At 76.7% G+C, this 16,350-nt stretch carries 1 protein-coding gene (running past one end of the window); it reads left to right on the top strand.

All coding sequences use genetic code 11. From position 1 onward, the window contains the following. Window positions 1-12 precede the first annotated feature (12 nt). On the top strand, window positions 13-16,350 hold the 5' portion of the coding sequence (locus ABZ836_RS27990; protein WP_361146716.1) for a type I polyketide synthase. 13,485 nt of this gene lie beyond the right edge of the window; only the first 16,338 of its 29,823 coding nucleotides appear in the window; its start codon is at window positions 13-15; the stop codon falls past the right edge of the window.

The raw sequence follows: 16,350 nt of genomic DNA, 5'->3' as shown, positions 1-16,350 counted from the left end.
GGAGTCACGCTGATGGCGAATGAAGAGAAGCTGCTCGACCACCTGAAGTTCGTCACGGGTGAGCTCCGACAGGCGCACCAGCGGCTGCGCGAACACGAGGAGCGGGACACCGAGCCCATCGCCATCGTGGCCATGGCCTGCCGCTTCCCCGGCGGGGTCCGCACCCCGGAACAGCTGTGGGAGCTGGTCACCGAGGGCCGGGACGCCATCGGTCCCTTCCCGGCGGACCGGGGCTGGGACCTGGACGCGCTGCTCGACCCCGACCCCGAGCGGCCGGGCGGCAGCTACGCCCACGAGGGCGGATTCCTCCACGACGCCGCCGAGTTCGACGCCGGGCTCTTCGAGATCTCGCCGCGCGAGGCCGTCGCCATGGACCCGCAGCAGCGGCTGCTGCTGGAGACCTCCTGGGAGGCCTTCGAACGCGCGGGCATCGACCCGAAGTCGCTGCGCGGCAGCCGCGTCGGCGTGTTCGCCGCGACCAACGGCCAGGACTACGCCGCCGCGCTCGCCGCCGACCCGGCGGCGGCCGAGGGCTACCTCGCCACCGGTGCGGTCGCGAGCGTCCTGTCCGGCCGCCTCTCCTACGTCTTCGGCCTCGAAGGCCCCGCCCTCACCGTGGACACCGCCTGCTCGGCGTCCCTGGTGGCGCTGCACCTCGCCGTGCAGTCGCTCCGCAGGGGCGAGTGCACGATGGCGCTGGCGGGCGGCGTCACGGTGATGGCCACCCCCGCCGCCTTCGTCGAGTTCAGCCGCCAGCGCGGGCTGGCCGCCGACGGCCGCTGCAAGGCCTTCGGCGACGGCGCGGACGGCACCGGCTGGGGCGAGGGCGTCGGCGTGCTCCTGGTCGAACGGCTCTCGGACGCCGTGCGCAACGGCCACCAGGTGCTGGCCGTCGTGCGCGGCTCGGCCGTCAACCAGGACGGCGCGTCCAACGGCCTCACCGCCCCCAACGGGCCCTCCCAGCAGCGGGTCATCCGCGACGCGCTGGCCTCCGCGGGCCTGGCGCCCTCCGACGTGGACCTGGTCGAGGCGCACGGCACCGGCACCCGCCTCGGCGACCCCATCGAGGCGCAGGCACTGCTCGCGACCTACGGCCGCAACCGTCCCGCCGACCAGCCGCTGTGGCTGGGATCGGTCAAGTCCAACATCGGGCACACCCAGGCCGCCGCCGGTGTGGCCGGCGTCATCAAGGCGGTCATGGCGCTGCGGCACGGCGTGCTGCCCCGCACCCTGCACGCCGACCGGCCCTCCCGGCAGGTGGACTGGTCGGCCGGCGCCGTCCGGCTGCTCGCCGACAACCGGACCTGGTCCGGCTCCGGCCGCACCAGACGCGCCGCCGTCTCCTCGTTCGGGGTGAGCGGCACCAACGCGCACACCGTGCTCGAGCAGGCCCCCGAGCCCGACCCCGCGTCCGAGGAGGCCCCCGCCGCGCCGTCCCCCACGGCCGCCGAGCCGCCGCTGATCCCGCTGCCGCTCTCCGCCCGCACCCCGCGCTCCCTGCGCGAGCAGGCGGCCGGTCTCCGCGCGCTCCTCACCGAGCGGCCCGGGACCCGGCTGGCCGACCTCGGCCACTCCCTGGCCACCACCCGCGCGTCGCTGGCCGCCCGCACCGTGGTGCTGGCGGCAGGACACGACGACGCGCTCCGCGCCCTCGCCGGGCTCGCCGAGGGCACGGTCCCGCCGGAGGCCGAGTCCGGCATGGTGGTCCCCGGGCGCACCGCGTTCCTGTTCTCCGGTCAGGGCGCGCAGCGGGTCGGGATGGGGCGTGAGCTGCACGACGCGTTCCCCGCGTTCGCCGAGGCCTTCGACGCGGTGTGCGCGCGGGTCGACCTCGAACTGCCCCTGCGGGACGTGGTGTTCGGCAACGACGCCGAACTGCTGGCGCGGACCGCGTACACGCAGCCCGCCCTGTTCGCCGTCGAGGTGGCGCTGTACCGCCTGGTGGAGTCCTGGGGCCTCACCCCGGACGTACTGGTCGGCCACTCCATCGGGGAGCTGGCCGCCGCGCACTGCGCGGGCGTGCTGTCCCTGGACGATGCCTGCCGGCTGGTGTCGGCGCGCGGCCGGCTGATGGACGCGCTGCCGTCCGGCGGCGCCATGCTCGCCGTCGAGGTCGCCGAGGACGGCCTGGAACTGCCCGACGGCGTGGACCTCGCGGCCGTCAACGGCCCCACCTCGATCACCGTCTCCGGTGACGCCGACGCGGTCGACGCGCTGGAGCGGCGCCTGCGCGCCGAGGGCGTCCGCGTGAAGCGGCTGACCGTCTCGCACGCGTTCCACTCGCACCTGATGGAGCCGATGCAGGCGGAGTTCGCCGCCGTCGCCGAGTCGCTGACGTACCACGCCCCGACCGTCCCGGTCCTGACCACCGTCTCCGGCGACCTGGCCACCCCCGGCTACTGGGTCGGGCAGATCCGCGAGCCCGTCCGGTTCGCCGACGCCGTCGGCCGGGCCCACCAGGCCGGAGCCACCCGCTTCGTCGAACTCGGCCCGGACGGCACGCTGTCCGCCCTTCTCCCGCACATCGTCGACGACGTGACCGCCGTCCCCACCCTGCGTTCCGGCCGCGACGAGGCCACGGCCCTCCTCCACGGCATCGCGCGCGCCCACGTCCACGGCGCGCCCGTCGACTGGTCGGCCCCCCTGGCCGCCGCCGGCGCCCGGCCCGTGGAGCTGCCCACGTACCCGTTCGAGCGGCAGGCGTACTGGCCGAGCGCCCGCATCGGCACCGGGGACCTGACGTCCGCCGGGCTGGGCGCGGCCGGCCACCCGCTGCTGGGGGCCGCCGTGTCGCTGGCCGCCGGCGGCGGGGTGCTCCTCACCGGCCGGATCACCGCCGCCACCCACGGCTGGCTCACCGACCACACCATCCACGGCAGCGTCCTCCTTCCGGGCACCGCCTTCGTCGAACTGGCCTGGCAGGCCGGGGAGTACGTCGGCTGCGGCACCGTGGAGGACCTCACCCTCACCGCGCCCCTCGTGCTGCCCGCGCGCGGCGGCGTGCAGATCCAGGTCAGCGCCGGGGCCGAGAACGAGGACGGCACCCGCCGCCTGGAGATCCACTCGCGCCCCGACGGCGAGGAGGAGTGGACCGGCCACGCCGTCGGCGTCCTCGCCGCCACCGCGGCCGACCCGGCCGGCGCACCGATGGTGTGGCCGCCGGACGCCGAGCCGGTGGACCTCGACGGCTTCTACGGGCGGGCCGCCACGGCCGGCTTCGCGTACGGCCCCGTGTTCCAGGGCCTCAAGGCCGCCTGGCGGTCCGGCGAGGAACTGTACGCCGATGTGGAACTGCCCGCCGCCGCCCACCGCGACGCCGGCCGCTGCGGACTGCACCCCGCCCTCCTCGACGCGGCGCTGCACCTGACCGGTCTCGACCCCGACCGGGCCGGGCTGCCCTTCGGTTGGGAGGGCGCCACCCTGCACGCGACCGGCGCCACCACGGTCCGCGTCCACCTGGCGCCCACCGGGACGGACACCTGGACGCTGCGGATCAGCGACCCCGAGGGCGGCCCCGTCGCCACCGTCGAGTCGCTCACCCTGCGCGCCGCGACCGCCGTCGGCCCGCGCCACGACTCGCTGTTCACCCTCGACTGGACGGCCGTGCCCGTGCCGGAGCGGACCGGCACCCTCGCCACCGCCGCCGACGGCCTCGAAGCCTTCCTGGCCGGGCACAGCGGCCCGGCGCCCGACGCCGTCGCCTGGCCCGTGCCGGACGCGGACGTGGCCGCCGGCACCGCCGTCACCGGCACCGCCGCCGTCGGCACCGCCGTCGCCGGGGTCCTGGCCGGCCTCCAGGCATGGCTCGCCGACGAACGGTTCACCGGCTCCCGCCTGGTGCTGGTCACCCGCTCCGCCGTGGCCGCCGCGACCGGCGACGACGTCACCGGTCTGTCCGGCGCGGCCGTCGGCGGACTCGTGCGCTCCGCGCAGGCCGAACACCCCGACCGGTTCGTGCTGCTGGACGCCGACACCACCCCCGACGACGCCCTGCTCGCCGCGCTCGCGCACGGCGACGAACCCTGGCTCGCCCTGCGCGGCGGCGCCCTGCTCGCCCCCCGGCTGGCCCGCGCGTCGGCGTCCGGCGCCCTCGCCGTCCCCGACACCGGGGCGTGGCGGCTCACCTCCGACCGCGCGACCGGATCCCTGCGCGACCTGGCCCTCACCCCCGCCCCCGGGACGGCCGCGGAGCTCGCGCCGGGCGAGGTGCGGGTCGCGGTCCGCGCGGCCGGCGTCAACTTCCGCGACGTGCTCATCGCGCTCGGGCAGTACCCCGACCCGTCGGCCCTGATGGGGTCGGAGGGCGCCGGCGTCGTGGTCGAGGTAGGCCCCGGCGTCGGCGACCTCGCACCCGGCGACCGCGTGTTCGGCCTCTTCGCGGGCGGCTTCGGACCCCTCGCCGTGGTCGACCGGCGGATGCTCGCACCGGTGCCGCCGGAGTGGACGTTCACCGACGCGGCGACGGTGCCGATGGCCTTCCTGACGGCGTACTACGCCCTGGTGGACCTGGCCGGCCTCGAGCCCGGCGAACGGGTGCTGATCCACGCCGCCGCCGGCGGCGTCGGCATGGCGGCCGTACAGATCGCACGGCACCTCGGCGCCGAGGTGTACGGAACGGCCTCGCCCGCGAAGTGGGCGGCCACCGGCCTGGACACCACCCACCTCGCCTCCTCCCGCGACCTGGGCTTCGAGGCGGCCTTCGCCGAACGCACCGCCGGACGCGGCGTGGACGTCGTCCTCAACGCGCTGGCCGCCGAGTTCATCGACGCCTCGGCACGGCTGCTCGCCCCCGGCGGCCGGTTCGTCGAGATGGGCAAGGCCGACCTGCGCGACCCGGAATCCTTCGGCGACCGCAGCTACCGCGCCTTCGACCTCGGCGACGCGGGACCGGACCGCCTCCAGCAGATGCTGCTGGAGGTCCTCGACCTGTTCCGCGCCGGCAGCCTCACCCTGCTGCCCGCGCGGACCTGGGACGTCCGTCAGGCACCCGACGTCTTCCGCCACGTCGGCGCCGGCCGGCACGTCGGCAAGAACGTGCTCACCCTCCCGCGCGCCCTCGACCCGGACGGCACCGTCCTCGTCACCGGCGGCACCGGCGTCCTCGGGCAGCGGCTCGCCCACCACCTGGTCGAACGGCACGGCGTCCGCCACCTGCTGCTGGTGAGCCGCAGCGGCCCCGCCGCGCCCGGCGCCCAGGAACTCGTCGACCGGCTCGGCGCGCTCGGCGCACAGGTACGGGTGGCGGCGTGCGACGTCGCCGACCGGGAAGCACTGTCCGCACTCCTGGCCGGCCTCCCCGCCCGGCACCCCCTCACCGGCGTGGTGCACGCGGCCGGAGTCGCCGACGACGGCGTCGTCGACGCGCTGACACCCGAGCGGATCACCGCGGTCCTGCGCCCCAAGGCGCACGCCGCGCTCGCCCTGCACGAGCTGACCGCCGGCCACGACCTGGCCCTGTTCACCCTGTACTCCTCGGCGTCCTCCGCCTTCGGCTCACCCGGCCAGGCCAACTACGCCGCCGCCAACGCCTTCCTGGAGGCCCTCGCCCAGCACCGCCGCGCCCGGGGACTCGCCGGAACCGCGCTCGGCTGGGGCCTGTGGGCGGAGGAGAGCGCCATCAGCGGCGGCCTCGACACCACCGGTGTCTCCCGCGCCACCCGCGTCGGCGGCGCGCTCACCACGGACGAAGGGCTCACCCTCTTCGACGCCGCCCACGACACCGGGCTGCCCCACCTGCTCCCGCTGCGCTTCGACCTGTCCGCGGCCCGGACACTGCGGCCCGTGCCCGCCCTGCTCCGCGGCCTCGTCCGCGCGCCCGCCCGCCGCGTCGCCGGCGCGGTCACCGGCGGCTCCGGGCTCGCCGAACGCCTCGCCGCGCTCCCCGCCGCCGAACAGCACCGCCTGCTCACCGGGCTGGTGCGCGCCGAGGCCGCCGCCGTCCTCGGCCACTCCGGCGTCGACGCGGTCGCCCCCGACCGGGTCTTCCGCGAACTCGGCTTCGACTCGCTGACCTCCGTCGAACTCCGCAACCGCGTCAACGCGGCCACCGGGCTGCGACTGCCCGCCGGCCTCGTCTTCGACTTCCCCACCCCCGCCGCCCTCGCCGCCCACCTGCGTGAACTCCTCACCGCCGGCAGCGGCGACGCGCCCGTCGCCGCCACCGTCGCCGCCCCCGCCGACGAGCCCATCGCCGTCGTCGGCATGGCCTGCCGCTTCCCCGGCGGGGTGGGCTCGCCCGAGGACCTGTGGCGGCTGGTCTCCGAAGGCGGCGACGCCATCGGCCCGTTCCCCACCGACCGCGGCTGGGACCTGGGATCGCTGTACGACCCGGACCCCGACCGCGTCGGCACCACCTACGCCCGCGCCGGCGGATTCCTCTCCGACGCCGCCGAGTTCGACGCGGGCCTCTTCGACATCTCGCCGCGCGAGGCGCTGGCGATGGACCCGCAGCAGCGCCTGCTCCTGGAGACCTCCTGGCAGACCTTCGAACACGCGGGCATCGACCCCCACCAGCTGCGCGGCAGCCGGGCCGGCGTCTTCGTCGGCGCCGCCTCGTCCGGCTACGGAGTGGGCGTGCGCCTGCCCGAGGGCGTCGAGGGCCACTTCCTCACCGGCAGCTCCACCAGCGTCGCCTCCGGCCGCCTCGCCTACACGTACGGGCTCGAGGGCCCGGCCGTCACCGTGGACACCGCCTGCTCGTCGTCCCTGGTCGCCCTGCACCTGGCCGTGCAGTCGCTGCGCAACGGCGAGTGCACCATGGCGCTGGCCGGCGGCGTCAGCCTGATGGCCACGCCGGCGATCTTCACCGAGTTCTCCCGCCAGCGCGGCCTGTCCGTCGACGGCCGCTGCAAGTCCTTCTCGGCGGAGGCGGACGGCACCGGCTGGAGCGAGGGCGTCGGCATGCTCCTCGTCGAGCGGCTCTCCGACGCCGTGCGCAACGGCCACCGCGTGCTGGCCCTGGTCCGCGGCTCCGCCGTCAACCAGGACGGCGCGTCCAACGGGCTCACCGCGCCCAACGGGCCCTCCCAGCAGCGGGTGATCCGCGCCGCGCTGGCGTCGGCGGGGCTGGAGCCCTCCGACGTGGACGCGGTGGAGGCGCACGGCACCGGCACCCGGCTCGGCGACCCCATCGAGGCGGAGGCACTGCTCGCCGCCTACGGCCAGGGCCGCGACCCGGAACAGCCCCTGTGGCTCGGCTCGGTGAAGTCCAACATCGGCCACGCGCAGGCCGCCGCCGGTGTCGGCGGCATCATCAAGACGATCGAGGCGCTGCGCCACGAGGTGCTGCCCCGCACCCTGCACGCCGACCGGCCGACCCCGCACGTGGACTGGTCCGCCGGCGCCATGGCGCTGCTGACCGAGGCCCGCCCCTGGCCGTCGACCGGACGGCCGCGGCGCGCGGGCGTGTCCTCGTTCGGCGTGAGCGGTACCAACGCGCACGTCATCATCGAGCAGGCGCCCGACCAGCTCGCACCGGCCGCACCGGCCGCGGTGCCCGACGCGCCCGGGGCGCCCGAGCTCGCGCGCCCCGTGCTGGTGACGCTGTCCGCACGGTCCGCACCCGCACTCGCCGGCCAGGCCGACCGGCTGCTCGGCCTGCTGGAGCGCGACGACACGCTGCGCCCCGTCGACCTGGCCCACTCCCTGGCCGTGTCCCGCCCCGCCCTGGACCACCGCGCCACCCTGGTGGCCACCGACCGCGCCGAACTCGTCGCGGAACTGACGGCACTCGCCAGGGGCGAGGCCCGCACGGACGTCGCACGCGGCGGCGGCACCGGCTTCCTGTTCTCCGGTCAGGGCGCCCAGCGCGTCGGGATGGGGCGTGAGCTGTACGAGGCGTTCCCCGTCTTCGCCGAGGCGTTCGACGCCGTGTGCGCGGCGGTGGAGCTCGAACTGCCACTGCGTGACGCGGTGTTCGGGGACGACGCGGAGCTGCTGGCGCGCACGGTGTACACGCAGCCCGCGCTCTTCGCGGTCGAGGTGGCGCTGTACCGCCTGGTGGAGTCCTGGGGCCTCACCCCGGACGTGCTGGTCGGGCACTCCATCGGTGAGCTCGCGGCCGCCCACTGCGCGGGCGTGCTGTCACTGGAGGACGCCTGCCGGCTGGTGTCGGCACGCGGCCGGCTGATGGACGCGCTGCCGTCCGGCGGCGCGATGCTCGCCGTCGAGGCCGCCGAGGACCGCCTGGAACTGCCCGACGGCGTGGACCTCGCGGCCGTCAACGGTCCCACCTCCGTCACGGTCTCCGGCGACGCCGAAGCGATCGACACCCTTGAGCAGCGCCTGCGCGCCGAGGGTGTGCGGGTGAAGCGGCTGACCGTCTCGCACGCGTTCCACTCGCATCTGATGGAGCCGATGCAGGCGGAGTTCGCCGCCGTCGCCGAGTCGCTGACCTACCACGCCCCGACCGTCCCGGTCGTGACCACGGCCCCTGGCGACATCGCCACCCCTGCCTACTGGGTCGGCCAGATCCGCCGGCCCGTCCGCTTCGCCGACGCCATCGCCTCCCTCACCGAGCACACCCGCTTCCTCGAACTCGGCCCCGACGGCACCCTCTCCGCCCTCGTGCCGCACAGCGTCGAGGCCACCACCGTCGTCGTCCCCGCCCTGCGCGACGGACACGGCGAGACGGCGAGCCTGCTGCGCGCCCTCGCCCGGCTGCACAGCCACGGCGCACCCGTCGAGACCACCCGCCTCACCGCGGGCGGACGCCTGGTCGAGCTGCCCTCCTACGCCTTCCAGCGCGAGCGGTACTGGCTCGACGCCACGCCAGCCCAGGCCGTGCGCGGCACGACCGGTGAGGCCGAGGAACGGTTCTGGGACGCCGTCGACGCGGCCGACCGGGACGCGGTGGCCGCCGCGCTCGACCTCCACGACGGCGACACGGGCCTCGACACCGTGCTGCCCGCGCTCACCGCCTGGCGCCGCGAGAGCCGCAAGCGCTCCGTGGTCGACACCTGGCGGTACCGCACCGCCTGGACGCCGCTGGAGAGCCTGCCCGACACCGCGCTCACCGGCACCTGGCTGCTGGTCGGCGAACCCCTGCCCGACGTGGCCGACGCGCTGCGGGCCGCCGGGGCCCGGGTGACCGAGTGCGCGCCCGCCGACGTCCGCCCCGAACTGTTCCTCGCCGACGACCTGGCCGGAGTCCTGGCCCTGAACCCCGACGCGGGCGGCCTGCTGACGCTCCTCCAGGCGCTCGCGCAGGCGGACGACACCGGCGCGCGCTGCTGGGCCGCCACCCGCGGCGCCGTCTCCACCGGACGCCTCGACCCGCTCACCGACCCCGCCGCCGCCCGGGTCTGGGGGCTCGGCCGGACCGCCGCGCTGGAGCACCCCGGCCGGTGGGGCGGACTCGTCGACCTCCCCGAGACCCTCGACCGCCGGGCGGGCGCCCGGCTGGCCGCCGTCCTGGCCGGCGCCGGCGACGAGGACCAGCTCGCCGTCCGCGACGCCGGTGTCTTCGCCCGCCGACTGCGTCACGCCGCGCCCGAGCCGGCCGCCGCGCCCTGGCGGCCGGACGGCACCGTCCTCATCACCGGCGGAACCGGCGCCCTGGGCTCCCACCTCGCCCGGACCCTCGCCGCGCGCGGCGCCCACCGCCTGATCCTCACCGGCCGCCGGGGCCCCGACGCCCCCGGCGCCACCGACCTCGTGGCCGAACTGCGGGCCACCGGAGCCGAGGCCGAGGTCGTGGCCTGCGACGCCGCCGACCGCGACGCGCTCGCCGCCCTGCTCGCCGGCATACCCGCGGCCCACCCGCTCACCGCGGTGGTGCACGCCGCGGGAATCGGCGACGACACCCCCCTCACGGACCTCACCGAGGAGCGCCTGGGCGCCGTACTGCGCGCCAAGGCCGACGCCGCCGACGTCCTCGACGAACTCACCACCGCACTCGGCACCGTCACCGCCTTCGTCACCTACGCGTCCATCTCCGGCATCTGGGGCAGCGGCGGCCAGGCCGCCTACGCCGCCGCCAACGCCCACCTCGACGCCCTGGCCGAACGCCGCCACGCCGCCGGACTGCCCGCCACCTCCATCGCCTGGGGCCCCTGGGCGGAGGCCGGCATGGCCGCCGGCGACGAGGCGGTCGCCCACCTGCGCCGCCGCGGACTGCGCCCCCTCGACCCCGAGCTGGCCGTCACCGCGCTCGACCGTGCCGTCGCCTCCGGCGACGCGTGCGTGACCGTCGCCGACGTGGACTGGGAGCGATTCGCCGCCACCTTCACCGCCACCCGGCCGAGCCCCCTGCTCACGGACATCCCCGAAGTGGGCGACACCGCCACCGCCGTCGCGCCCGCGGCCGGCGCGGCCCTCCGCGACCGGCTCACCGCACTGCCCGCCGCCGAACGCGAGCGGGCCCTGCTCGACCTCGTGACCGGCACGGTCGCCGGAGTCCTCGGACACCGTGACCGCGCCGCCGTCGACCCCGAGGCCGCCTTCCGCGACCTCGGCCTCGACTCGCTGACCGCCGTCGAACTCCGCGACCGGCTCACCGCGGCCACCGGACTGCCCCTGCCCGCCGCCCTGGCGTTCGACCACCCCACCGCGTTGCTGCTCACCGCCCGCCTCCGGGACGAACTGCTCGGCGACACGGGCACGGACACGGCGGCGCTCCCGCACGCCGGGCCCATCGGCACCGACGAACCCCTCGCCATCGTCGCCATGAGCACCCGGCTGCCCGGCGGCGTGCGCTCGCCCGAGGACCTGTGGCGGCTCGTCGCCCAGGGCGGCGACGGCATCTCCGGCTTCCCGACCGACCGCGGCTGGCACCTGGACGGCCTCGACCACACCACCGAGGGCGGCTTCCTCCACGACGCCGCCGAGTTCGACGCCGAACTCTTCGGCATCTCGCCGCGCGAGGCGCTCGCCATGGACCCGCAGCAGCGGCTGCTGCTCGAGGCCTCCTGGGAGGCGTTCGAACGGGGCGGCATCGACCCGACCTCGCTGCGCGGCCGCCACGCCGGCGTCTTCGTCGGCGCCTCCAACAGCGGATACGGCACCGGCGGCACCCCGCCGGAGGAGGTCGGCGGCCACCTGCTGACCGGCACGTCCAACAGCGTGCTGTCCGGACGCCTCGCCTACACGTACGGGCTGGAGGGCCCCGCCCTCACCGTGGACACGGCCTGCTCGTCGTCCCTGGTCGCCCTGCACCTGGCCGCGCGTGCCCTGCGCGCCGGCGAGTGCGACCTCGCCGTCGTCGGCGGCGTTGCCGTCATGCCCACCCAGGCGGGCTTCAGCGAGTTCGCCAAGCAGGACGGCCTCGCCGCCGACGGACGGTGCAAGTCCTTCGCCTCCGCGGCCGACGGCACCGGCTGGTCCGAGGGCGTCGCCGTCCTCCTGGTGGAACGGCTCTCCGACGCCGTCCGCGACGGCCACGAGGTCCTCGCCCTGGTACGCGGCTCGGCCGTCAACCAGGACGGCGCGTCCAACGGGCTCACCGCCCCCAACGGCCCCGCACAGCAGCGCGTCATCCGTACCGCACTGTCCTCGGCGGGACTCGAGCCCTCCGACGTCGACGCGGTGGAGGCGCACGGCACCGGCACCCGGCTCGGCGACCCCATCGAGGCGGAAGCCCTGATCGCCACCTACGGCCGCGACCGGGACCCGCGACGCCCCCTGCTGCTCGGCTCCCTCAAGTCCAACATCGGCCACACCCAGGCCGCCGCCGGACTGGCCGGCGTCGTCAAGATGGTCATGGCGCTGCGCCACGCCGAACTCCCCAGAACCCTGCACGTGGACGAGCCGACGCCGCACGTGGACTGGTCGGCCGGCACGGTCGCCCTGCTCACCGAGCACCGGCCCTGGCCCGAGACGGACCGGCCCCGCCGGGCGGCCGTGTCGTCGTTCGGCATCAGCGGCACCAACGCACACGTCGTCGTCGAACAGGCGCCGGACACCGCGCCGGACACCCCGGCCGGTGCGCCGGACGGGGGGCCCGCGCCGGTCGCCGTCCCGCCTGTGCTCGCGTGGCCCGTCTCCGGGCGGACCCCCGCCGCACTGCGCGCCCAGGCGGCCCGACTGCGCCAGGCCCTCGACGAGCGCCCCGAGGCCGACCTCGTCCGCCATGCCCGCGCCCTGGCCGCCGGCCGGGCCGCCCTCGACCACCGTGCCGTCGTCCTCGGCTCCGGCCGGGACGACCTCCTCGACGGCCTCACCGCCCTCGCGGAGGACCGCACGTCCCCGGCCGTCGTCCGAGGCGCCGACGGTTTCGGCCGGGCCGCCTTCCTGTTCTCGGGTCAGGGCGCGCAGCGGGTGGGGATGGGGCGTGAGCTGTACGAGGCGTTCCCGGTGTTCGCGGACGCCTTCGACGCGGTGTGCGCGCGGGTGGACCTGGACCGGCCGCTGCGTGAGGTGGTGTTCGGGGACGGTGAGGCGCTGAACCGGACCGTGTACGCGCAGGCCGGGCTGTTCGCTCTCGAGGTGGCGCTGTTCCGGCTGGTGGAGGCCTGGGGCGTGACCCCGGACGTGCTGGTCGGTCACTCCATCGGGGAGCTGGCCGCCGCGCACTGCGCGGGTGTGCTGTCGCTGGACGACGCCTGCCGACTGGTGTCGGCGCGCGGCCGGCTGATGGACGCGCTGCCGTCCGGCGGCGCGATGCTCGCCGTCGAGACCGCGGAGGACGGCCTGGAACTGCCCGACGGGGTGGACCTCGCGGCCGTCAACGGCCCGACCTCGATCACGGTCTCCGGCGACGCCGACGCGATCGACACTCTTGAGCAGCGCCTGCGCTCCGACGGCGTACGCGTCAAGCGGCTGACCGTCTCGCACGCGTTCCACTCGCACCTGATGGAACCCATGCGGGCGGAGTTCGCCGCCGTCGCCGGGTCGCTGACCTACCACGCCCCGACGATCCCCGTCCTCACCACCGCCCCCGGCGACATGGCGACCCCCGGCTACTGGGTGGACCAGATCCGCGAGCCCGTCCGCTTCGCCGACGCCGTCGGCCGGGCCCACGACGCCGGGGCCGACGTCTTCCTGGAGCTGGGCCCGGACGGCACCCTCACCGGGGCCACCCTGCGCTGCCTCGACGGGCGCCCCGTCGTGGGCACGCCCGCCCGGCGCACCGAGGGCTCCGAGCCCGAGGCGCTGCTGCGGGCCGTGGCGGTGCTGCACGTCAACGGCGTGTCCGTGGACCTGTCCGCCCCCCTCCCGGCCGGCGCCGTACGGGCCGACGGACTGCCCACCTACGCGTTCCAGCGGGAGCGCTACTGGATCGAGCCGGCCCCGCAGTCCGCGGCCGGCGCCGACGACGCGGCGGAGGGCCGGTTCTGGGAGGCCATCGAGCGGCAGGACGCCGCCGAGGTCGCCCGGACCCTCGGCCTCGACGCCGACACCCTCGACGCCGTCCTGCCGGCGCTGTCCGCCTGGCGCGGCGGCCGGCGCGAGCGGGCCGTGCTGGACTCGTGGCGCTACCGCGCCGTGTGGCAGCCGCTGCCCGAGCGGCCCGCCCTGCCCACCGGGACCTGGCTGGTCCTCACCGCCGACGGCTCCGTCCCCGAGGACCTCGCCGCCGCCTTCTCCGGCCACCTCGTCGGCGCCCGGTTCGACGCCGACCCCGCGTCCTTCACCGATGTCGCGGGAGTGGTCTGCCTTCCGTCGGCCCCCGACGACCTGCTGCCCCTGTTCCGTGCCGAACTCCCCGCCCCCCTGTGGGTGCTGACGCGCGGCAGTGTCGCGGTGGGCCGCGCCGACCGGCTCACCGACCCGTCCGGCGCCCTCCTGTGGGGCCTCGGCCGCGTCGCCGCCCTCGAACTGCCCCGCAGCTGGGCGGGTCTCGTCGACCTGCCCGCCACCCTGGACCGCCGCGCCTCCGCCCGGCTCCTCTCCGTCCTCACCCAGCCGTCCGGCGAGGACCAGGTGGCGATCCGGGAAACCGGCGTGCTCGCCCGGCGCCTGCGCCGCGCCCCGCTGTCCGCCACGTCCGACGCCGCCGAGCCCTGGCGGCCGTCGGGCACCGTGCTGGTCACCGGCGGCACCGGCGGCCTCGGAGCACGGGTGGCGCACTGGCTGGCGGACCGCGGCGCCCGCGACCTGGTGCTGACGAGCCGTCGCGGACCCGGTGCGCCGGGCGCCGCCGGCCTGGTCGCCGCGCTCGCGGAGCGCGGCGTACGGGCCGAGGCCGTCGCCTGCGACGTCGCCGACCGCGACTCCCTGGCCGCCGTGCTGGCCGCCCACCCCGTCACGGCGGTGGTGCACACCGCGGGCGTGACCGCGACGGGACCGCTGGAGACGGTCACCGGCGAGGAGTTCGCCGAGGTCCTGCGGGCCAAGGTGGTGGGCGCGACCCACCTGCACGAACTGCTCGCCGGCACCGACCTGGACGCGTTCGTGCTGTTCTCCTCCATCGCCGGGGTGTGGGGCAGCGGCGGCCAGCCGGCGTACGCCGCGGCCAACGCCTACCTCGACGCCCTCGCCGAGCACCGCCGCCACCTGGGCCTGCCCGCCACCTCCGTGGCATGGGGCCCGTGGGCCGGGTCCGGCATGCTGGCCGACACCGACGCCGAGGACGCCCTGCGCCGCCGCGGCCTGAACGCCCTCGACCCCGACCGCGCGCTGGCCGCGCTCGGCGAGGCCGTCGACGCGGGCGACACCTGCGTCACCGTCGCCGACGTGGACTGGAGCCGCTTCGGCGCCGCCTTCACCAGCGGGCGCCCCAGCCCGCTGCTGGAGGAGTTCGTCACCCCCGCAGACCAGGCGGAGACCGGCAGCGGCGCCGCGACCGAGTTCGCCGCCCGGCTGCGGTCCGCGCCGCCCGCCGAGCGCATCCGGCAGCTGACCGACCTGGTCCGCGCCGAGGCCGCCGCCGCCCTCGGCCACCGCTCCGCCGACAACGTCTCCGCGCAGCGGGCGTTCGCCGATCTCGGCTTCGACTCGCTGACCTCCGTCGAACTCCGCGACCGCGTCAACGCGGCCACCGGGCTCCGGCTGCCGGCCGGCGTCGCCTTCGACCACCCCACCGCCGCGTCCCTCGCCGCCCGCCTCGCCGAGCTGCTCGGCGAGCCCGCCGACCCGGCCCCCGCCGGAGTCCGCGGCACGGTCGCCGCCGACACGGACGACCCGGTGGTCGTCGTCGCCATGGCCTGCCGCTTCCCGGGCGGTGTGACCGACCCCGAGAGCATGTGGCGGCTGGTCGGCGAAGGCCGTGACGCGGTCCGGTCCTTCCCCACGGACCGGGGCTGGGACCTGGAAGCCCTCGCCGCAGGTGACGGCCCCGGCACCTCGTACGTCGACCAGGGAGCCTTCCTGGACGACGTGAGCCGCTTCGACGCCGCCCTGTTCGGCATCTCGCCGCGTGAGGCGCTCGCCATGGACCCGCAGCAGCGGCTCCTCCTCGAGACCACCTGGGAGGCCCTGGAGCGCGCCGGCATCGACCCGCTGTCCCTGCGCGGCAGCCGTACCGGCGTCTTCGCCGGCACCAACGGCCAGGACTACACCCGGCTCACCCTCGCCGACTCCGGCGAACTGGAGGGCCACGTCGCCACCGGCGGCTCCGCCAGCATCCTGTCCGGGCGCGTCGCCTACGCCTTCGGGCTCGAGGGCCCGGCCGTCACCGTGGACACGGCCTGCTCGTCGTCCCTGGTCGCCCTGCACCTGGCCGCGCAGTCGCTGCGCAACGGCGAATGCGACCTGGCGCTGGCCGGCGGTGTCACCGTCATGGCCACCCCCGGCGCGTTCGTGGAGTTCAGCCGCCAGCAGGGGCTGGCGGCCGACGGCCGCTGCAAGCCGTTCTCCGACGACGCCGACGGCACCGCCTGGGGCGAGGGCATCGGCCTGCTCCTGGTCGAGCGGCTGTCCGACGCGCGCCGCCACGGCCACCCCGTGCTCGCGGTGGTCGCCGGCTCCGCCACCAACTCGGACGGCGCGTCCAACGGGCTCACCGCGCCCAACGGCCCTTCCCAGCAGCGGGTGATCCGCGCCGCGCTGGCGTCGGCGGGGCTGGAGCCCTCCGACGTGGACGCGGTGGAGGCGCACGGCACCGGCACCCGGCTCGGCGACCCCATCGAGGCGGAGGCGCTGCTCGCCGCCTACGGCCAGGGCCGCGACCCGGAACAGCCCCTGTGGCTCGGCTCGGTGAAGTCCAACATCGGCCACACCCAGGCCGCCTCGGGCGTCGCGGGCGTCATCAAGATGATCGAGGCGATGCGCCACCGGCTGCTGCCCGCGTCCCTGCACGCCGACCGGCCCGCGTCCGCGGTCGACTGGTCGACCGGAGCGGTGCGACTGCTCGACAGCCCCCGCCCGTGGCCCGGCACCGGACGGCCGCGCCGCGCGGGCGTGTCGTCGTTCGGCATCAGCGGAACCAACGCGCACGTCATCCTGGCGGAACCGCCCGCCGCCGAGGAGCCG

Source organism: Streptomyces sp. NPDC047130 (assembly GCF_040643475.1).
Classification (GTDB): Bacteria; Actinomycetota; Actinomycetes; order Streptomycetales; family Streptomycetaceae; genus Streptomyces.
This window is presented reverse-complemented; position numbering and strand designations above follow the sequence as displayed.